This window comes from Variovorax sp. CF079 (genome assembly GCF_900101545.1).
GTDB lineage: Bacteria > Pseudomonadota > Gammaproteobacteria > Burkholderiales > Burkholderiaceae_C > Variovorax.
Window position 1 is genome coordinate 68497 of record NZ_FMZU01000004.1, and the last position, 18993, is coordinate 87489.

Genomic DNA, 18993 nt, shown 5'->3' on the forward strand with positions numbered 1-18993 from the left:
CGGGTCCACCGATCCGCCCACGAACCATGGCCTTGAATGCACCGCGCTATGTCTGCCTCTCCGACCTTCACCTCGGCGCCGCCTACAGCACCCTGACCTACGCCGACGCGCAGGGACGGCCCGATCCCGGCCGCCCCAGCGACACCCAGGTCGCCTTCGGCAGCGCCTTGCGCCAGCTGCTGTCCACCATGGACGGCCCGCCCCCGACACTGATCCTGCTGGGCGACGTGCTCGACATGGGCCTGTCGCCGATGGGCGACGTGGCGGCGGCCTTCCGGTGCTTCGTGGAGACGGTGATGCAGGACGGCGGCCGTCCGGTGTTCGCCCCGCGCGTGCTGTACGTGCCCGGCAACCACGACCACCATCTCTGGCGCATCGCACAGGACCAGCAGTTCCAGGACGCGCTGCAGCAGGGCCGCATCGAGGACGACCTGATCAAGCACACCGCGCTGTTCGAGGACGCTGTAGCGGGAGACGTGGCCGGTGCCGCCCGGATCGCGTCGTCGATGCTGACGCGGCTCGTGGCCGGCTGCCCCGGCCTGGCCGACGCGCGGGTGGACATCGCCTACCCGAATCTCGGCCTGCTCGATGCGTCGCGCCGCCGCTGCGTCGTGCTGCACCACGGGCACTACATCGACCCGATGTACCGGGTGATGACGATCCTGAATGCGCAGGCTCCGGGCCGGAGCGCGGGACGCAACCCCGGCACCGTGACGGTCTCGGACCTGGAGGGCCAGAACGGCGCCTGGGTCGACTTCATGTGGTCCGACCTCGGCAGTTCCGGCATGACCGGGGCCGGCGCCGGCAAGCTCTACGAGGTAATGCGCGATGCCGCCGCATCGCACGACTTCTCGCAACGGCTGGCCGCCCTGCTGGTGGCCAAGCTCGACCAGAACTTCGGCATGAGCGGGAGCATGGACGTGTTCCAGGGCATCACGGTCAGCCAGCTCGTGCTCGGCACGCTCGACGCCACGCTGGGCCGGGGCGCCGAGTCGCAGCGCGACGGCTATGCCGAAGTGATGAGCGCCGACGACGTGGCGGACCTGCGCTGGTACCTGTCGGGGCCGGTGAAGCTGCAGCTCGAGCAGGCCGGGCTCAAGCCGTCGGAGCTGGATTTCAGCTTCGTCTTCGGCCACAGCCACAAGCCTTTCGAGGACGAGCTGCCGGTGGCCGGCTTCGACCGGCCGGTCGGCATCTTCAACACCGGCGGCTGGGTGATGGACCAGCCCACCATGACCACCACGCAGGGCGCCTCGGCCATGTTCATCGACGATGCGCTGAACGTCGCGTCGCTGCGCCTGTTCAACGATCCGGTGAACGGGCGCATGCCCCCCGTGCACGCACGCGGCATCGGCGGTTTCCGCGACCGCGACAACCCGATGCTGGCGGCGCTGGCCGCCGGCATCGAACGCACGGCACCGGCCTGGGGGGCGTTCTCGCGCAACGCGCAACAGGCCACGCAGAGCCGCGCCACGCTGCTGCTCGACGAATTCTTCACCGCCTCGGTCGCGGTGATTGCGGACGCACGGGCAGAGATGGAGGCCCGGGCAAAGACGATGGCAAAGGCGAACGCATGACGATGAAGCCCATTTCCCGCTCACTCGACGAGATCGCCTCGCACTACACGGTGGTCGTGGTGGGTTCCGGCTATGGCGCCGGCGTGGCGGCTTCGCGCCTCGCGCGTGCCGGCCAGACGGTCTGCGTGCTGGAGCGCGGCCGCGAGATCCTGCCCGGCCAGTTCCCGAACGACATCGCCACCGCGCAGGCCGACATGCAGATCGACGGTGCGCGCGGCAAGCTCGGCGCGCCCGACGGCCTGTACAACCTGCACCTGAACGACGACATGCTGGCGATGGTGGGCTGCGGCCTGGGCGGCACCTCGCTGATCAATGCCAACGTCGCGCTGGAGATCGATCCGCGCCTGTTCGACGCCACGCCCTGGCCGGCCGAGTTCCGCCGCGACCCGAAGCTGCTCGATCCCTACATCGCACGGGCCCGGCAGATGCTCGACCCCTCGCCCTATCCCGAGGATTCGGAAGACTTCCCGCCGCTGAACAAGCTGCTGGCGCTGCAGAAATCGGCCGCGGCGATGAAGAAGCCGTTCAAGCGCCCGCCGATCGCGGTGAACTTCGTCGACCAGGTGAACCCGTTCGGCGTGACGCAGCCGCGCTGCAACCTGTGCGGCGATTGCACCAGCGGCTGCAACGTGGGTGCGAAGAACACCACGCGCATGAACTACCTGCCCGACGCGCACGGCCACGGCGCGCAGATCTTCACGGGCGCGCGGGTCAGCCACGTCGAGCGCGACGGCGCGCGCTGGCGCGTGTTCTTCGACGAGGTTGGCTTGCGGGGTCCGGACGGCCCGGCCGCGCAGGGGACCGCTGGCCGGCGCAGCGTCAGCGCCGATGTGGTGATGCTCGGCGCAGGCGCCCTGGGCTCGACCGAGATCCTGCTGCGCTCCAAGGCGCACGGACTGCCACTGTCGGACCGGCTCGGCCAGCGCTTCTCCGGCAACGGCGATGTGCTCGCCCTGGGCTACAACAGCTACTGGCAGTCCGGCACCGATGCGGAGGGCCAGGCGGTCCAGCGCAAGATCAACGGCGTGGGCACGGGGCGCAACGAGGTCGCGCTGGCCGATCTGCCAGGGCCGTGCATCACTGGCGTGATCGACATGCGCCAGACGCCCGAGGTGGGCGACGGGCTGGTGATCGAGGAGGGCGTGATCCCCGGCGCGCTGGCCCCGCTGCTGACGCCGGCGCTGTTCTTCGCCGACGCCATGCTTGGCGGCGAGTTCGCGTACGGCGCCACGCAAGCCAAGTCCCGCCTGCTCGATGCCCAGGCCCTGGGCGAGGCGGTGCAGGGCGACCCCGGCAGCCTGACCCAACTGGCCTACAGCGGCGCGGTGGCCCGCACGCAGACCTACCTGGTGATGAGCGTGGACGAGGCGGCCGGCCGCCTGCACCTCGAGGACGACCGGCTGCGCATCGACTGGCCGAACGCCGGCGCCAGCCCCACGATCGCCAGGGACGAGGCGTGGCTGAAGGCCGCCAACGACGCGGTCCAGGGCCAGTTCATCCCGAACCCGCTGTCGGCCGAATCGCTCGGCCGCAAGCTGATCACCGTGCACCCGCTCGGCGGCTGCGGCATGGGCGACAGCGCGCGCGCTGGCGTGGTCAATCACCAGAGCCAGGTGTTCTCGGGCAACGACGGCGAGGCGGTGCACGAGGGCCTGTACGTCTGCGACGGCGCGGTGCTGCCGGGCGCGGCAGGCGTGAATCCGCTGCTGACCATCACCGCGCTGGCCGAGCGCGCCTGCCAGAACCTGTGCGACGCGCGAGGCTGGGCGATCGAGCTCGGCCTGAAGCCACGCCAGATCTTGCCGGCGCGCAGCAGCACATCCTCGCCTCCAGCCGCGCCTCCTTCGGGCCTGCTGGAGCGCCTGGAGCGCGAGATCTCGTCGATCGCGCACGACGCCGAAGCGCTGCTCCAGAGCGTGGCCGGGAATCTCGAAACAGGCGCCATCGAGCTGGCGAAGTACGCGATCAAGAAGCTCATCGAGAAGGATCCGGCGCTGCTCAGCCCGAGCTTCCAGTTCACCGAAACCATGCAAGGCTGGATCAGCACCGAGGCGGTGGTCGCGCGCCCCGACGCGGCGCGCCGCATCGCCGACGACTACGAAGTCGCCTGCGCGTGGGGCCGCGTGCGCAACCAGACGATGTGCTTCGAGCTGACCATCCATACCCACGACCTGCACGCGATGGTCTCGGATCCGACCCACGCCGCAACCATCTCCGGCACCGTCACCTGCCCGGCGCTGTGGCACGAGCCGATGCCGGTCGTGAGCGGCGTGTTCCACCTGCTGCCGGCCGATGCGCAGCGCGTGGAAACCTGGACCATGACCTACGAGATGATGTTGCAGCGCGGCGACTCGCGGCTGCGCTTCAAGGGCCACAAGCTGCTGCACCAGCGGCCCGGGTCCTCACCCTGGACCGACACCACCACGCTGTTCGTGCGCGTACACGACGTGGAAAGCGCCGAGAGCCCGCTGGTCGCGCAGGGCATCCTGACGCTCGACCTCGACGATCTCCTGTGGCAGGCCTCCTCCATCAAGCTCGAGCCGCCCGCGAACCTGCTGGGCGAGGTGGAGCAGCAGGTGCCGGCCGCGCGCGACGCCATCAACGCCGCCTACCTGGCCAAGTTCGGCGGCTTCTTCGCCACGACGCTGTTCCGCGCCTACGGCGGACTGCTGGCGGACCTGAACAACTTCCCGGCGCTCGACCTCCGCCAGCTGCAGCGGCGCGCATTGCACGCACCGGTGCCGGTGCCGCACAGCGTGGACGTCGGCGACGGCTTCCGGATCAAGCTCACCCGCTATGCCGGCGGCGCGCGCGGGCCGGTGGTGCTGGCGCCGGGCTTCTCGGTGCGGGCGTCGTCCTTCGCCACCGACACGGTGGAGCAGAACCTGGTGGAAGCGCTCTGTGCGCGCGGCTGGGACGTGTGGCTGTTCGATTACCGGGCCAGCCCCGATTCCGGCAGCCCGATCGCCCCCTTCACCATCGACGACATCGCCCGCATCGACTGGCCGGCCGCGGTGCGCTTCATCCTGGAGGCCACGGGCGCACGGGATCTGCAGGCGATCGCGCACTGCGTCGGTTCGATGAGCCTGCTGATGGCCTTGCTCGACGGCATGACCGGCGTGCGGTCGATCGTCTCCTCGCAGCTGACGCTGCATCCGGTGACGAACTGGCTCAACTACGCCAAGGCCGATCTCGGCCTGGCCCGGCTGCTGGAAGGCTATGCACCGCTGGAGGACCGCTTCGACAGCGTGCCCGGCACCACCGACCTGGACCGCGAAATCGACACGCTCGCCTGGAAGGTGCCCATTCCCGCCGGCGAGGAATGCAAGAACCCGTTGTGCCGCCGCGTGTTCTCCATCTTCGGCCCCTCGTATGCGCATGCGCAGCTGAACAACGCCACCCACACGGCGCTGGCGGAAATGTTCGGCTGCGTCTCGCTGCGCCCCTTCGAGCAGCTCAGCCTGATGATGCAGCAGGCCAAGGCGGTGGACAGCGAGGGGCGCGACGTCTACGTCGTGCCGGAGAACGCGCCGCGGCTGGCGCTGCCGATCAGCTTCGTGGCCGGCGCCGGCAACCAGCTCTTCTTCCCGGAAACCTGCATCCGCACGCAGAGCTGGCTGTCGGCCTTCAACGACCCGGCGCTCTACACGCGCCACATCTTCGACGGCTACGCCCACATGGACCTGTTCATCGGGCGCGATGCGGCGCGGGATGTCTTCCCTTACCTGATCACGCAGCTCGAACGTGCGGACCCGAGGCAGCGTTGAGAAGGTGCCGTTCGGACACCAGCGCCACGATGTCGTCCTCGTCGAGCCCGGCCCCTTCGAGGCGCCAGGCCTCGATGCTGGCCGCCGGATGCGCGGCACCGATGAGCGCCAGGGCGGCCGCCATCGCGCGGTCGTCGCTGGGCGAGCGCCGCTCGCCGCGCCGCTGGCGCGCGGCGTCGTCGCAGCCGATCAGCAGCGCAGCCTCGCGCAGCCGGCCCTGGCGCGCCGCCAGCAGCGCCAGCATGCCCGCGAAGTGGCGCAGCCCGACCGAACGGCGGCAATGCGGCAGGCTTCGAAGCACCTGGGTCTGGGCCTCCTCGAGCGCGCCCTGGCCGGTCAGCGCATGCGCGTACCAGTTCAGCGCGAAGGCCATCATCTGCGCATCGGCCAGCGGCGAGCGCTGCAAATGGTCGATGAGCCCGCGGAACTGGGCCACCGCCTCGTCGACATGCCCCAGTTCGTGATGCATGGCAGCCAGGTTGTTGAGCACATGGAACAGCGTGCGCGCGTTGCCCTCTGACCGCACCAGCGGCAGCGCCTGGGAGAAGGCAGACAACGCCTGGACGGGCTGGTCCTGGTAGCGCCGCACCATGCCCGTGCAGTACAGCCAGGTGCCCTTGAAGGGGCGCAAGCCGGGTTGCTCGACCAGCTCACGGCATTGCACCAGCCTGCGCTCGGCGCTGTCGAAATCGCCGCTCACGGCTGCCACGTAGGCGTTCGAGCACAGGGTGAGGGCCAGCAGGCCGTGCGGCGGCTGCCGCTCGAAGATGTCGCAGGCCCGGTCGAGCAGTTGCATCCGCCGCTGCGCGCTGATGCCGCCGTGCAGCCCGACCAGCGCCAGGCCGAGGCTGAACTCGGCCACCACCTGCGCCGGCGTGGCCTCGTCGATCAGGGGCTCGGCCATCAGCATCCAGCGCAGGCATTCGGGGTAGCGGCCTGCCTGGTACATCAGCACTGCGGCGATGTTCACCAGGTCGAGCGCCAGCGCGGCATCGCCGCCGGGGCCGCAGGCCCATTCGATCGCGCTGCGCAGGTTGTCTATCTCGGGGCTGCAGGCCAGCACCCACTGGTCCACCGTCTCGGCGCCCAGGTGGCCGGCACGCACGCGCCGGTCGAGCGCCGACTGCATGCAGCGCGCATGCCATTGGCGCAGGCTGTCCCATTCGGAGGCCGCCTCGAGCTGCTCGCGGGCGTAGACGCGGGCCGTCTCCAGCAGGCGGTAGCGCGGCACCGGGCCGGCATCGACCACGACGATCGACTTGTCGACCAGGTTGCCGAGATGGTCCAGCACGGCCCAGACATCGATGCTCTCGTCGGACGCCACCTGCTGCGCCAGTTCGAGGCCGAAGCCGCCGACGAACACGCCGAGCCGGCGGAACACCTTCTGCTCATCCGGGCTCAACAGCGCATGGCTCCAATCGAGCGTGGTGCGCAGGGTGCGATGGCGCGAGGGGGCATCGCGCACGCCGCTCTTCAGCACATGCAGGCGCTGGGCCAGGTGCTGCCGCACGCCCTGCACGCCCAGGAGCGGCACGCGCGCGGCGGCGAGTTCCAGCGCCAGCGGCAGGCCGTCGAGCTCGCGGCAGATGTCCACCACCGCGTCCAGATTGCCTTCGTCGAGCCGGAAGCCCGGCTGCATGGCGCCGACGCGGGCCACGAACAGGGCCACCGCGCCATGCGTCGTCGCATCGGCCAGGACGGCATGGTCCGGCACTGCCAGGGCGCCGAGCCGGACCGGCCGCTCGGTGGCCAGCTTCAAGGGCTCCTGGCTGGTGACCAGGACATGCAGCTTGGGCACGGCTTCGAGCAAGTAGCCCACGAGCGCAGCCACGGGCTCGATCAGGTGCTCGCAGTTGTCCAGCACCAGCAGTTCGTGGCCGCGCAGGCGTTCGGCCAGCTCGACGCTCGCGTCGGCCCGGCCGGGCAGGTTGATGCTCAGGGCGAGCGCCACCGCGCCGGGCAGCGCGGCCGGGTCCGAGATGGAGGCCAGTTCCACCATCCAGGCGCCGTCCCGGAAGTCGTGCGCCACCTGGCGGGCGGCGGCGCGGGCCAGGCTGGTCTTGCCGATGCCGCCCGGCCCCAGCAGGCTGAGCAGCCGATGCTGCTGCAGCACCAGCTCGCGCAGCATCGCCAGCTCGGCATCCCGGCCCAGCAAAGGGGGCAGCAGGGCAGGCAGGTTGCCGGTGTCCGAGCGCAGGGCCCTGGCGGCGGATGCCATGGGAGCGCCCCTGGGACTCGATGCGGGCGCCCCGGCGCTCGCGGCAACCGCGGCGACCGCGGCCAAAGCGGGCAGGGCGTCCAGCGCGGCGGCGAAGCGATAGCCGCGGCCCGGAATCGTGACGATGGCTTTGGGCCCCAGCAGCTTGCGCAGCGCGCTCACATGCACCTGGAGGTTGTTTTCCTCCACCACCAGGTTCGGCCACACCATCTCGAGCAGCTCGTTCTTGGTCAGCATCCGCTCGCGGTGCGCGATCAAGGCCGAAAGCACATCGAAGGCGCGGCTCCCCAGGTTGGCGGGCTGGCCCCCTACCAGCAGTTGCCGGGTGGAAGGGCGCAATTCGATGTTGTCGAAGCGGTAGATCGAATCAGTCGGAAGCAAAGCGACCTCAAAGCGGTATGAACACAGGCAAAGCCAGGGTTGTAACCGCGTCGGTCGAAAGTAACAACTCCGGTAACAATTTTTGTCGATGCCCGGCTACTTCGAGTTGAGTCTGGCGGCCGTGTCCCCCGTCCCAATCCAGCGGCTGATCTTGGTGTCGTCCTTCCACGTAAAGACCTGCACCCATTCGGACTCGTGCATCTTGCCATCCGGGAGCGCCCTGCTTTTTACGCGGCCGAGGACCGTCACGTGGTTGGGCCCTTCGAGGAACTCGCGAGGCTCGAACTCCTGGATCTCATCGGCCTGCGCGAGCTTTCCGAAGAATTCGGCCACCTGCTGCTTGCCCTTGCAGGTTCCGCCATAGGGCGTACCGGTTTCCGGACTGCCCAGGAATCGCCATTCCACATCATCTGCAAGGAGCTCGAGGAGCGCAGGAATATCGCGGCTGGCGAACGCTGCGTAGCCTTGCTTCGCAATCTCGGTGGGGGTACCCATGGCGCGTCTCCTTGTGGGTTGAAAGGGGCGAATAGTTTAGTACTACATGCGCAACATGCAACGCCGCGCTGCGGTTAAGCGTTGCGCTGGCACCGGTGAGCTACTTCCTTGCGCATGCATGGGCTGTTCGAATCGCGGCCGAGATAGTGACCAGGCCGCAGGTCACATCGGGCGGCGCCGCGGGTGGTGGGTTCGTCGTGACGTCGGGGCGATTCACGGCGCGCGAGTTCGCCAAGGGACGCAATGCCAAGTTGATTTGGGTGGCGATGTGCTCTTCGAGTTGATCCGATCGGCGCGTGGAGCAGGGCTCGACGAGCGCTCATGGATTGCTGAAGCAAAGCCCCAGCCTGAAGCGACGGACACCAGCAGCGCATCGGCAACGCCTGTATGCCCACGATGCGCGGGGCACATGGTGCGAAGGACCGCGAGGAAGGGCGCGCATGTGGGCGAATCTTTCTGGGGATGCGCCGCGTTTCCCAAATGCAGGGGCACTGCATGAGCGCCGGTCGAGGTCGCGCGTGAAGAAGCTGATGGACGGTGCGGAACATCCATGGACAAGGGGCGCTTGAGCGATTCGCTGTGTCGGCGCCGAGATTGAACGTATGCGGTCATCTAACCGCGTCCCTTGCGTGAATTGAGGAGATGTGATGGACGGCCGACAGTGTGAGCTGAGGGCCAGCGGCCGGCGTTTCTCAGGTGTCTGAGAGCGAGATGTTCCAGGGCAGCAAGGCTTCGTAGTCGTCAGCGGTCTTGGCACGAGGCAGCGCGACGAGCAACGCTCGCAGGTACCGATACCCGTCGATGCCGTTGACCTTGCAGGTCTGCAGCAGCGAGTACAAGTTCGCGCTCGCATTGGCCCCGGCCACCGTGTCCGCGAATAACCAATTCCGGCGCCCGACCACAAAGGGGCGGATCGAATTCTCACAGGGGTTGTTGTCGATCGGGTAATTGCCGTCTTCGACGAAGAGCTTCAGCTTGGCCCACTGCGAGGACAGGTAGTGCAGCGCCTTGCCCAGCAGGCTCTCGGGCAGCACCGCATGCAAGTTGGCCAGCAGCAAGGCTTCGATCGCACCCAGCACCGCAACGCTGTGCTGTTGGCGCAGTTGCTTCAGGGCAGCTGCGTCGAGCTTCTGCTCGCGAGCTTGGGCCTCGACGCCGTAGAGTCGCGCGATCAACTCGATGAACCGCGCGGCCAGTTGATCCGCACCGCGCCTGTTCTTCGGCAGTGCCTGCAGCGCATCGTTGAAATAGCGTCGGCAATGCGCCCAGCATCCCACGTGCACCAGCTTGTGCGCCACCGCGATCTTGTTGTACACGTCGTAGCCGTCCGTCATCAACACGCTGCCTTCGCGCACGCCCGCGTACAGGCGCTGCGCGGCGTCGGTGCTGCGTGACGGCGAGTATGCGAACAGCCGGATCGGCGGGCCGGTGCCAGCGGCTCCCGACCGCTCTGTCATCTGCGCCCACATGAAGCTCTTGGACTGGGCGGTTTTGCCGCCGGCCTCCTTCAGCACCTGGATCGTGGTCTCATCCCCGTAGATCAACGGCGCTTCCAGCACCAGGTCGCGCAGCAGGTTGATGACCGGCTGCACCGCCTGGCCCACGCGCACGATACTCGCGGCCATCGTGTTGCGCGAGATGTCGCTGCCGCCGAAGCGCGCGAGCAGCGCGGCGTACTTCATCTCGACGAACGCCGAACTCTCGTTCTTCTCTTCTACGACTTCAAGCGCGATGAGTCCGTGCGGTAACGCACGGAGAAGTTCCAGCTCGCGCAGTCCAGGCGCGTCACATGGGGGTATCTTTTGGCGCATTGCAGAAGTTGAAAAACCCGTCCAGTTCCGTAGATTTGTCGAAGACGGCATCCGCACCCAGAGCCATGCATCGCGCACGGATGTCGACCGTGCAGTAGTTCGTGAGGATGACCACTCGTTGGTGCGGCTGTCGCTGGTCGCACCCTTTCAGAACACCGAGCCCTGACCCATCCTTGAGAAAGAGGTCGACCACCGCCAAGTCCCAGCCGTTGTGGCCGTCGAGCCACTCGCTCGCGTCATGCTCGCCTTCGGCAAACCCTACGACCCTGCAGTTGGAAAGATCGTGCAGCGTAGGAATCAGGTTTTCCCTGATGGTCGCATTGTCCTCAACGAGATAAGTGACGGCTGCCACAGGCGCACGCATTGGAGAGAGGGGAGCCTATGGCGCCTGACTCACCCAAGGAGATGGGTGGGCATGCTGCCCGACTTCTTGTGGGACCAACACCTGCTGGCAGCTGCGAGCTGCTTAAGCCTTGAACGCCAAAATAATCCGATCCATAAACGCAAACACCAGCTCCGTCCCGTACCCCGCCACAAACGCCAGCGTCCATATCGGCAGACTGCTCGACAGCCCCACCTGCTGCGGCGTCAGCAGCCAGGTCGATGCGATGCCGGCCAGTGCGCCGAGCGAGAGCCGCGCGATGTGGTGCAGTGACGAGTGCGGCGCAAACTGTTGGGCTCGAATCTCCAGGCTGATGTTGCGCAGCAGGTGAGAGTAGGAGCCGAGCAGCCCGAAGAGCAGGGGCAGCACGATGCGGTTGAGTCGGTCCAGCGTGGTCCTGGCGCTGTCGAGCACTTCGGCGGCGGATGTCGTGCCGTTGCCGTTGCCGTTGCCGTTGCGGACGTTGCCGCCGTTGCCATTGCCGCTGTCCAGGCACAGCCACGCCTTCAGCAGCCACGTGTTGCACGGCCGCTGCTCCCAGCGGGCCAATGTCGGCGGGATGCCGTCTCTTTCGGATTCGAGCTGCTTCTTCTGGTCGGCCTTCACCACCAGTTCGTCCCCGGCCTGCCGCACCGCGTTCGCAAGGGCACGTGCCGCAGGCGATCCGGGCTCCGACCGGTCCCTGTCCGACAGCGCCTGCTTGTCGAACATCGCGGCCTGCAGCTTCACCCTGTCGTCGGCCAGCTTGGTGATGTCGTCGCTCAGCGCCTTGTGGCGCGCCAGCGCGGCGCTGCCGATGGTCTGGTGGCCCAGCGCCAGGGCGGCCATGATGAGCACGACGACGAAAAGCACCGCGTGGATGAAGCGGCCCCAGGTCATGCCCGACATCCGGGTCATGAAGTTGCCGCGCAACTGCAACAGCGACGACAGCGGGGGCAGCCGCTGCATCGATGCCTGCAGCGTTTCGGCGGTCACGGGCGCGAGCTTGCGGGTCAGTTCCTGGTAGGCCTTGAAGAACTTCTGCTCGTCCTCGAGCGTTGCCGCGTGGCGGCCGACGAGGTCGTGGGTCGAGATGATGGCGTTGCGCAGGTCGTCGTCGATGTCGGGGCTCTTGGTCGATGCCGCATGGCGCAGCAGCTTCATCGCGTCGTCGACCATGGGCGCGAGGCGCATCGACCGTTCGCGTGCGCGCGTGGCCGGCGCGGTGGCCGACCTGGCGCGCGCCGCTTCCACCGTGATGGCGGGGAGCGGGGTCGAGACCGGCGCTCCCGCGATGTCGGTCGCCGCGTTCCACGATTCGCCGTCCTTCAGCTGGCGCATGGCGCCCGAGACGAGGTCGACGACCAGCGGCGGCTTGGTTTCTTCGCCGAAGTCGAGCTGCTTGTCCGCGGTGCTGGCCGCGTTGTCGACCTCGAAGACCGCGCTGCTCGCGCAGATCACCTGCCACCTGCCGGGGGGAAGAACGATGAAACCCATGCCGCCGGCTCCGAGAGTGGTCGCAGGCCGCATGATGACCCGCGCGCCCGCGGGCGCCATCCACTAAAGGATGTATGGCCGGGCGCTCAGTCCAGCGTCAAATTCCTGTACCCCGCCAGCTCGGTGCGCTGAAAGTCCCCCACAGGAATCCGCCGCTCCGCCATCCCCGGAAAGCGCGCGACGATCTCACCGCGTTCGCGGACCCAGCAGCCCTTCAGCGTCGCCGAGTCCCACCAGCTCAGGTAGGCCACGCGGCCGGGGGTGTCGCAGACGTCCTGCGCATCGGTCAGGCTCATCACGTTGAAGTCGGCGCCGTTGGCAACGTAGATCACGCCGGGCGTCATGTCGCAGCCGGTGGCGACCCATGCGCAGGCGGCGAGGAGCGCAGCGGTGGCAAGGCGATTTTTTTGGAACGGCATGGTGCTTCCTTCCTTCGATCGGCACGCGCTGAATGAAACGCGCGTGCATGCAATCTAGAAAAGAAGCCCCGCGGCAGAAATGCCGCCTTCGCGTTTGGCATCCCGCGTTCGGGGGAAGGGGACCGACGCTCGGTTCATGAGGCGCCTGAGAGAGAAATTTCACGAACGGTTGCGAAACCTGGGGGGCAGTTTCAGGGCGCGGCGGCCTTTGCTGTACAACAAGTTACATTTCCCGCTCCTCAAACAACCAGAAGAAAGAGCGAGAGATGGCATCACGCCTGAGACTGATCTCGATGTGCACGGCTGCGCTTCTAGCCACCGGCTGCGCGCAACTGATCGCACCCCCTTACTCCAGCGACTACGAAGCGCTCGACCGCCTGAAGCGCGTCCCGGCGGAGCGCGTCGCCGTGGCGACCGTGCAGCCCACGGACGCGAACAACGCCGTCAACAACCTGTCGCTGCGCGGCGCGGGTTTTCGGTCGGGCAGCGGCACTTTCGCCAAGTACCTGGAAGACGCGCTGGTTGGCGACCTGAAGGAAATCTCGTTGTACGACGCCGCCGCCCGTACGCGCATCGACACGGTCATTCAGAAGAACGAAATCGCCGTGGCCAACATATCGACCGGCACCGGGCTGATGGACGTCGAGCTGACGGTCGCCCGCGACGGCAAGCAAAGGCTGCGCAAGGTGTATTCGGCGCAGACGAGCTTCGAGTCGAGCTTCGCGGGCGCGGTGGCGATCCCGAAGGGCCAAGCCGAATACCCGAACCTCGTGCGCGCGCTGCTGCGCGAGGTGTACACAGACCCGGCGTTCATCGCCGCCATCAGCAAGTGAAAAAGAAAGATCCCATGTCCATCCGCAGTTTTGTTCGTCTTTGTGCCGCGACCGCGGTCGTTGCCGTTCTCGCCGGTTGTGCCCACCCCATCGTGGTCAGCGCCGAGAAGACGCCGGAACGCGTCGAGTCCCAGTTGATCCAGAAGAAGGTCGCCTATGCAATGACCGATGCGGACCGCGCCAAGGAAGTGACCACCGAAGGCGGCGGCGGCGACCGCGTCAGCTACTACCCGTATCGCGATCTGGAGAAGGCGATCCGCGAAGCGCTTCGCTCGGTGTATGCGGACGTCGTCGTGATCCGTTCGGTGGCCGACGCCAACGCGATGCGCGAATCGGGCGTGGCGCTGGTCTTCACGCCCGAGATCAAGACCACCTCCGGATCGCCGTCTCCGTTCACCTGGCCGCCGACGCGCTTTACCAGCGAGATCGCGTGCAAGGTCACGGATGCGTCCGGCCAGGAAGTTGCCAGTGTGCGTGCTGCCGGATCGGGCAACGCGGAGTTCAGCGAATTCAAGAGCAACTTCAGCCTCGCGGCGAACCGTGCGGGTACGGATGTCGCCAGCAAGCTGAGCGCCGAGATCAGGGCCAACGACAAGCTGCGCTGAAGGCGCGTCGCGCCTGAAGGATTGGGCGGCGAGCCGGACTTCCGGCTGCCTCAGCCGAGGCTCACGCCCACCTTCGCCCCGGCCGCGACGATCTCGCCCCAGGTCGCGTCGTCGAGCCAGATGCCCCCGCGCTCGCGCGCCGCACGCGCCTTGCGTTCGGGTTCGCCGGCGATCTGCACCGCGTCGAAACCCTGGCCTGCCGGGCTCTGGCGCAGCCAGGCGATGAAGGCGCTCGCCTCCTCTTCGAAGCTGGCCTGCGTGCCAAGCTTGGCCGGGTCGATCACGATCGCCAGCATGCCGTTGAGCACCGTGCGTGCGGTGTCGGCGGGGCGGTGCCATGTGCCGCCGCCGGTCAGCGCGCCGCCGAGCAGCTCGCAGGCCACCGCCATGCCGTAGCCCTTGTGTTCGCCGAAGGTCATCAGCGCGCCGAAGAGGCCGTTGCTCTGGGGCACGACGACCACGCCGGGGTCGTCGGTGGGCGCGCCGTGTTCGTCGATGAGGTAGCCGGGCGGCACGCGCTCGCCCTTGTTGTGGGCCACGCGCATCTTGCCTTGCGCAACGCGGCTGGTCGCATAGTCGAGGATGAAGGGCTCTGCGCCCTTGATCGGTATGCCGATGCAGCACGGGTTGGTGCCGAAGCGCCCGTCGCCGCCGCCCCAGGGCGCGACCACGGGGCGCGAGAGCACGTTGACGAAGTGCATCGCCACCAGGCCCTGCGCAGTCGCCATCTCGGCGAAGTGGCCGATGCGGCCCAGGTGGTGCGCGTTGGCGAGCGAGAGGATGCAGCTGCCGTGCTGCTCGGCGCGCGCGATGGCGAGTTCCATCGCCTGCACGCCGACGATCTGGCCGTAGCCGCGCTGGCCGTCGAGAGCGAGCATGGGGCCGGTGTCGAGGTTGATCTTGACGCTGGCGTTGGGTTTGAGGCCGCCTTCGGCTGCGGCGTCGACATAGCGCGGGACCATGCCCACGCCATGCGAATCGTGGCCGCTGAGGTTGGCGAGCACGAGGTTGGCGGCGACCTGTTCGGCTTCGGCGGGCGTGCTGCCGGTGCCGGCGATGATGGCGGCGACTTGGGTGCGGAGGGTGGATGCTTGAAGTGTTTGGGGCATGAAGATTTCCAATCCGGCTACATCACGGCGCCGACTTGCCACGGCACGAATTCGTTCTGCCCGTAGCCGTGCTTCTCGCTCTTGCTCTGCTCGCCCGAGGCCGTGGCCAGCACGAGCTCGAAGATGCGCTGCCCCATCTCCTGGATCGACACCGTGCCTTCGACGATCTCGCCGCAGTTGATGTCCATGTCCTCTTCCTGCCGCTGCCACAGCGCCGAGTTGGTCGCGAGCTTGAGCGAGGGCGAGGGCGCGCAGCCGTAGGCCGAGCCGCGGCCGGTGGTGAAGCAGATCATGTTGGCGCCGCCCGCGACCTGGCCGGTCGCGCTCACCGGGTCGTAGCCCGGCGTGTCCATGTAGACGAAGCCGTGCGCCGTCACCGGCTCGGCGTATTCGTACACCGCCTCGAGGTTGCTGGTGCCGCCCTTGGCCACCGCGCCCAGCGATTTCTCGAGGATGGTGGTGAGCCCGCCGGCCTTGTTGCCGGGCGAGGGGTTGTTGTTCATCTCGCCCTCGTTGATCTCGGTGTAGTGCTCCCACCAGCGGATGCGCTCGACCAGCTTCTCGCCCACTTCGCGCTTCACCGCGCGGCGCGTGAGCAGGTGTTCGGCGCCGTAGACCTCGGGCGTTTCCGACAGGATGGCGGTGCCGCCGTGCGCCACCAGCAGGTCGACCGCGGCGCCCAGCGCCGGATTGGCGCTGATGCCCGAATAGCCGTCCGAGCCGCCGCACTGCAGGCCGATGGTGATGTGCGCCGCGCTGCAGGGCTCGCGCTTCACCGCGTTGGCGCGCGGCAGCATCTCGTTGATGAGCGCCACGCCTTTCTCCACCGTCTTGCGCGTGCCGCCCGTGTCCTGGATGTTGAAGACGCGGAAGTTCTCGCCCTCGGCGAGGTTGCCGGTCGCGAGCCAGGCGTTGATCTGGTTGGCCTCGCAGCCCAGGCCGACCACCAGCACGGCCGCGAAGTTGGCGTGCGTGGCGTAGCCGGTGAGCGTGCGTTCGAGGATCTGCATGCCCATCCCGCCGGTGTCCATGCCGCAGCCGGTGCCGTGCGTGAGCGCGACCACGCCGTCGACGTTGGGGTAGTCCGCGAGTGCGGCCGGATTGGTCTTGCGCGAGAAGTGGTCGGCAATGGCGCGCGCCGCGGTGGCCGAGCAGTTCACGCTGGTCAGCACGCCGATGTAGTTGCGCGTGGCTACGCGGCCGTCGGCGCGCTTGATGCCCATGAAGGTGGCTTCGCGCCTCGCGGGCGGCGGCTTCACGTCGGCGCCGTAGGCGTAGTCGCGGTCGAAGTGGCCCTTGTCGGGGCCCATGTCGAGGTTGTGCGTGTGCACGTGCTCGCCGGGCGCGATCGGCTTGCTCGCGAAGCCGATGATCTGGTTGTAGCGGCGCACCGGCTCGCCCTGGGCGATGGCGCGAATGGCGATCTTGTGGCCGGGCGGGATCAGGCCGCGCGCGGCGACGCCTTCGACCGGCGTGCCGCCGAGCAGCTGGCCGCGCGCAATGACGACATCGTCGGCGGGGTGGAGGCGGATAAAGGGGTTCATCGTGTGTGTCCTTGAAGTATCAAGCGGCATTCGCGCGGCGCCAGCTCGCGCTGAATCGCTGGTGCGACTTGTCCATGTGCGCGTGCATCGCGCGGCGCGCCGCGTCGGCGTCGCGCGCGGCGATCGCATCGCGGATCGCCTCGTGCTCGGCGATGGCGCTGCGCCACGATTTCACGGTCTCGAAGTAGCCGCCCAGCCGGGTGAAGATGGGCCCCTTGCGCGAATCCCAGAAGGCCTGCACCGTTTCGGAAAGCACCACGTTGCCGCAGCAGTCGACGATCGCAAGGTGGAAGGCGCGGTCGCCATCGAGCGGCATCAGGTTGCGGTCGGCCAGCTCACGCATGCGATCGATGGCGCGCGTCATCGCATCGATATCCTTGCGCGTGGCGAGCTCCGCCGCGATCGCCGCGGTCTCGCCCTCGACCACGCGGCGCGCGCGGATCAATTCGAGCGGGCCCCATTCGGTGGCGGCCACGGGCGCCGCGGCGCGGTGCGAGCGGTCGAGCACATAGACGCCCGAGCCGGTGCGCACCTCGACCCAGCCCTCGACCTCGAGCGCGATCAGCGCCTCGCGCACCGAGGGCCGGCTCACGCCCAGCTGCTTGGCCAGGTCGCGTTCGGCAGGCAGGCGTGCGCCGGCTGCGAACTCGCCCTTGGCGATCAGCGCGCGCAGCTGGTCGGCGATCTGGCGGTAAAGGCGTCTGGGTTCGACGGTCTGCAGGGGCACGTGGGTCAATGGGTTTAAGGGTTGTCCTGAATTGGACAAGTGGTAAGGCCAATTCAGAATACGATTCTCGCCGCGATGCGGCCATCGGGCCAAACCCTGAACGCTGCATCGCTTCCCTTTTTTCGACCCAGATCCAACGAGGAAACCCCATGAGACTCAAGGGCAAGACCGCGCTCGTGACCGCGGCCGGGCAGGGCATCGGCCATGCCAGCGCACTCGCACTCGCCGCCGAGGGCGCGCAGGTCTGGGCCACCGACGTCAACGAGAAGCTGCTCGTGCGCTACGCAGGCGTCGCCAACATCCAGGCCGCCACGCTCGACGTGCTCGACAAAGCCGCGATCGACGCCTTCACCAAGACCCTGCCCACGCTCGACATATTGTTCAATTGCGCGGGCGTGGTGCACAACGGCGCCGCGCTGCAGGCCACCGACGACGACCTCGACTTCGCCTTCCGGCTCAACGTGCGGGCCCAGTTCTGGCTGATCCAGGCCGTGCTGCCCGGCATGCTGGCCGAGGGCCGCGGCAGCATCATCAACATGGCCAGCGTGTGTTCGAGCATCAAGGGCCTGCCGAACCGCTGCGTCTACGGCACCACCAAGGCCGCGGTGCTGGGGCTCACCAAGAGCGTCGCGGCCGACTACGTGGGGCAGGGCATCCGCTGCAATGCGGTGTGCCCCGGCACGGTGGACACGCCCTCGCTGGGCGAGCGCATCAACGCCAATGCCGACCCGGTCGAAGCGCGCAAGGCTTTCATCGCGCGTCAGCCGATGGGCCGGCTTGCGCAGGCAGAAGAGATCGCGCCGCTGGTCGTGTTCCTCGCCAGCGACGAATCGCAGTTCGTCACCGGCCAGGCCTACGCGGCCGACGGCGGCATCACCATATGAACCAGCTCGATTTCGCCGGCCGGCACGCAGTCGTCACCGGCGGCGCGACGGGCCTGGGCTACGGCATCGCGCAGCGGCTCATCGCCTCCGGCGGCAGCGTGACCTTGTGGGACCGCGACAGCGAAGCGGTCACCAAGGCGGCCTGGGCGCTCGGCGCCAAGGCCTTCGCGCTCGCGGTCGACGTGTCGCAGCGGCCCTCGGTGGCGAAGGCCGTGGCGGACACGCTGGCGCAGGCGAAGCGCATCGATGCGCTGGTCAACAGCGCCGGCATCACCGGGCCCAACACCCGGCTCTGGGACTATCCGGTGGATGCATGGCGCGAGGTGATGGAGGTCAACATCAACGGTGTTTTTCTCTGCTGCCGCGAGGTCGTGCCGCAGATGCGCAAGCAGGGTTATGGCCGCATCGTCAACATCGCCTCGGTCGCGGGCAAGGACGGCAATCCCAACGCCAGCGCCTACAGCGCGAGCAAGGCGGCCGTGATCGCGCTCACCAAGTCACTGGGCAAGGAGCTGGCCGACACCGGCATCCGCGTCAACTGCGTGACGCCGGCCGCGGTGAAGACCGCGATCTTCGACCAGATGACGCCCGAGCACATCGCCTTCATGCTCTCGAAGATCCCGATGGGGCGCTTCGGTACGGTGGAAGAGATCGCCGCGATGGTGAGCTGGCTTTGCACCGAAGATTGCTCCTTCTCCACCGGCGCCGTATTCGACCTGTCCGGCGGCCGCTCCACTTACTGAACTCGCAACAAGAAAGGCACAC

General features: G+C 67.9%; 16 protein-coding genes and 1 pseudogene. 8 read left to right on the forward strand and 9 right to left on the reverse strand.

Going from position 1 to position 18993, the window contains the following annotated elements; all coding sequences use genetic code 11:
* The first annotated feature begins 26 nt into the window (after positions 1 to 26).
* Both BLS74_RS06285 and BLS74_RS06290 read left to right on the forward strand, forming a co-directional pair.
* Complete coding sequence (locus tag BLS74_RS06285) at positions 27 to 1577, forward strand: metallophosphoesterase family protein (protein WP_093103822.1); 1551 nt, start codon at positions 27 to 29, stop codon at positions 1575 to 1577.
* A 2-nt stretch (positions 1578 to 1579) separates the two neighbouring features.
* Positions 1580 to 5344, forward strand: a complete 3765-nt coding sequence (locus tag BLS74_RS06290) for an alpha/beta fold hydrolase (RefSeq protein ID WP_212733646.1) — start codon at positions 1580 to 1582, stop codon at positions 5342 to 5344.
* Here BLS74_RS06290 and BLS74_RS06295 read toward each other — a convergent pair.
* Both BLS74_RS06295 and BLS74_RS06300 read right to left on the reverse strand, forming a co-directional pair.
* On the reverse strand, positions 5307 to 7943 hold the full coding sequence (locus BLS74_RS06295) for an ATP-binding protein (protein ID WP_093103825.1): 2637 nt from the start codon (positions 7941 to 7943) through the stop codon (positions 5307 to 5309). The genes BLS74_RS06290 and BLS74_RS06295 overlap by 38 nt on opposite strands.
* A gap of 96 nt (positions 7944 to 8039) precedes the next feature.
* Positions 8040 to 8438 carry a nuclear transport factor 2 family protein gene (locus BLS74_RS06300; RefSeq protein ID WP_093103827.1) on the reverse strand — a complete coding sequence of 133 codons (399 nt, stop codon included), beginning with the start codon at positions 8436 to 8438 and terminating at the stop codon, positions 8040 to 8042.
* A 409-nt stretch (positions 8439 to 8847) separates the two neighbouring features.
* On the opposite strand from BLS74_RS06300, the gene BLS74_RS35030 reads away from it, so the two are divergent.
* Positions 8848 to 8937, forward strand: coding sequence for a hypothetical protein (locus BLS74_RS35030; protein WP_244503781.1), 90 nt, complete (start codon positions 8848 to 8850; stop codon positions 8935 to 8937).
* A 193-nt stretch (positions 8938 to 9130) separates the two neighbouring features.
* On the opposite strand, the pseudogene BLS74_RS06310 reads toward BLS74_RS35030, so the two are convergent.
* The 3 genes and pseudogenes from BLS74_RS06310 to BLS74_RS06320 all read right to left on the reverse strand — a co-directional run.
* Positions 9131 to 10111: pseudogene (locus tag BLS74_RS06310) on the reverse strand (IS66 family transposase); the annotation flags it as partial.
* Between the two features lie 112 nt (positions 10112 to 10223).
* Positions 10224 to 10601: a response regulator gene (locus BLS74_RS06315; RefSeq protein ID WP_093103830.1), complete on the reverse strand. Its 378-nt coding sequence runs from the start codon at positions 10599 to 10601 to the stop codon at positions 10224 to 10226.
* Positions 10602 to 10715: 114 nt separating this feature from the next.
* Positions 10716 to 11774: a hypothetical protein gene (locus tag BLS74_RS06320; protein WP_170855523.1), complete on the reverse strand. Its 1059-nt coding sequence runs from the start codon at positions 11772 to 11774 to the stop codon at positions 10716 to 10718.
* Between BLS74_RS06320 and BLS74_RS33740 the strand changes: the two genes are divergently transcribed.
* A complete protein-coding gene (locus BLS74_RS33740) occupies positions 11731 to 12174 on the forward strand; it encodes a hypothetical protein (RefSeq protein WP_170855524.1) in 444 nt (147 codons plus the stop codon). The two genes, BLS74_RS06320 and BLS74_RS33740, sit on opposite strands and share 44 nt — an antisense overlap.
* Positions 12175 to 12193: 19 nt before the next feature.
* On the opposite strand, the gene BLS74_RS06325 is transcribed toward BLS74_RS33740, so the two are convergent.
* Positions 12194 to 12526, reverse strand: coding sequence for a hypothetical protein (locus BLS74_RS06325; protein ID WP_093103833.1), 333 nt, complete (start codon positions 12524 to 12526; stop codon positions 12194 to 12196).
* A gap of 266 nt (positions 12527 to 12792) precedes the next feature.
* On the opposite strand from BLS74_RS06325, the gene BLS74_RS06330 reads away from it, so the two are divergent.
* Together BLS74_RS06330 and BLS74_RS06335 are read left to right on the forward strand one after the other, a co-directional pair.
* Positions 12793 to 13359, forward strand: coding sequence for a hypothetical protein (locus tag BLS74_RS06330; RefSeq protein WP_093103834.1), 567 nt, complete (start codon positions 12793 to 12795; stop codon positions 13357 to 13359).
* A gap of 14 nt (positions 13360 to 13373) precedes the next feature.
* Positions 13374 to 13964: a hypothetical protein gene (locus BLS74_RS06335; protein ID WP_170855525.1), complete on the forward strand. Its 591-nt coding sequence runs from the start codon at positions 13374 to 13376 to the stop codon at positions 13962 to 13964.
* A gap of 50 nt (positions 13965 to 14014) precedes the next feature.
* Here the strand turns inward: BLS74_RS06335 and BLS74_RS06340 are convergent, their stop codons facing one another.
* Genes BLS74_RS06340 through BLS74_RS06350 form a run of 3 tightly spaced genes read right to left on the reverse strand, consistent with a single transcriptional unit; the run spans position 14015 to position 17344 of the window.
* On the reverse strand, positions 14015 to 15073 hold the full coding sequence (locus tag BLS74_RS06340) for a malate/lactate/ureidoglycolate dehydrogenase (protein ID WP_093103836.1): 1059 nt from the start codon (positions 15071 to 15073) through the stop codon (positions 14015 to 14017).
* Positions 15074 to 15090: 17 nt separating this feature from the next.
* Positions 15091 to 16617, reverse strand: coding sequence for a UxaA family hydrolase (locus BLS74_RS06345; RefSeq protein WP_093103837.1), 1527 nt, complete (start codon positions 16615 to 16617; stop codon positions 15091 to 15093).
* A gap of 19 nt (positions 16618 to 16636) precedes the next feature.
* Entirely contained in the window at positions 16637 to 17344 is a 708-nt protein-coding gene (locus BLS74_RS06350) for a FadR/GntR family transcriptional regulator (protein ID WP_093103839.1), read from the reverse strand.
* Positions 17345 to 17493: 149 nt separating this feature from the next.
* Here BLS74_RS06350 and BLS74_RS06355 point away from each other — a divergent pair, with 149 nt between their 5' ends.
* Positions 17494 to 18228: an SDR family oxidoreductase gene (locus BLS74_RS06355; RefSeq protein WP_093103840.1), complete on the forward strand. Its 735-nt coding sequence runs from the start codon at positions 17494 to 17496 to the stop codon at positions 18226 to 18228.
* The gene (locus BLS74_RS06360) at positions 18225 to 18971 is read left to right on the forward strand and encodes an SDR family NAD(P)-dependent oxidoreductase (RefSeq protein WP_093103842.1); all 747 of its coding nucleotides are present in this window, start codon (positions 18225 to 18227) and stop codon (positions 18969 to 18971) included. The genes BLS74_RS06355 and BLS74_RS06360 overlap by 4 nt, the downstream gene beginning before the upstream one ends.
* The last annotated feature ends 22 nt before the right edge of the window (positions 18972 to 18993 follow it).

Bases quoted from the DNA above. Each gene is read 5' to 3' on its own strand.
- BLS74_RS35030 (WP_244503781.1), top strand. From the start codon at position 8,848: ATGGTGCGAAGGACCGCGAGGAAGGGCGCGCATGTGGGCGAATCTTTC.
- BLS74_RS06300 (WP_093103827.1), bottom strand. From the start codon at position 8,438: ATGGGTACCCCCACCGAGATTGCGAAGCAAGGCTACGCAGCGTTCGCC.
- BLS74_RS06325 (WP_093103833.1), bottom strand. From the start codon at position 12,526: ATGCCGTTCCAAAAAAATCGCCTTGCCACCGCTGCGCTCCTCGCCGCC.
- BLS74_RS06355 (WP_093103840.1), top strand. From the start codon at position 17,494: ATGAGACTCAAGGGCAAGACCGCGCTCGTGACCGCGGCCGGGCAGGGC.
- BLS74_RS33740 (WP_170855524.1), top strand. From the start codon at position 11,731: ATGTCGGGGCTCTTGGTCGATGCCGCATGGCGCAGCAGCTTCATCGCG.
- BLS74_RS06285 (WP_093103822.1), top strand. From the start codon at position 27: ATGGCCTTGAATGCACCGCGCTATGTCTGCCTCTCCGACCTTCACCTC.
- BLS74_RS06360 (WP_093103842.1), top strand. From the start codon at position 18,225: ATGAACCAGCTCGATTTCGCCGGCCGGCACGCAGTCGTCACCGGCGGC.
- BLS74_RS06330 (WP_093103834.1), top strand. From the start codon at position 12,793: ATGGCATCACGCCTGAGACTGATCTCGATGTGCACGGCTGCGCTTCTA.
- BLS74_RS06340 (WP_093103836.1), bottom strand. From the start codon at position 15,073: ATGCCCCAAACACTTCAAGCATCCACCCTCCGCACCCAAGTCGCCGCC.
- BLS74_RS06290 (WP_212733646.1), top strand. From the start codon at position 1,580: ATGAAGCCCATTTCCCGCTCACTCGACGAGATCGCCTCGCACTACACG.
- BLS74_RS06345 (WP_093103837.1), bottom strand. From the start codon at position 16,617: ATGAACCCCTTTATCCGCCTCCACCCCGCCGACGATGTCGTCATTGCG.
- BLS74_RS06320 (WP_170855523.1), bottom strand. From the start codon at position 11,774: ATGAAGCTGCTGCGCCATGCGGCATCGACCAAGAGCCCCGACATCGAC.
- BLS74_RS06335 (WP_170855525.1), top strand. From the start codon at position 13,374: ATGTCCATCCGCAGTTTTGTTCGTCTTTGTGCCGCGACCGCGGTCGTT.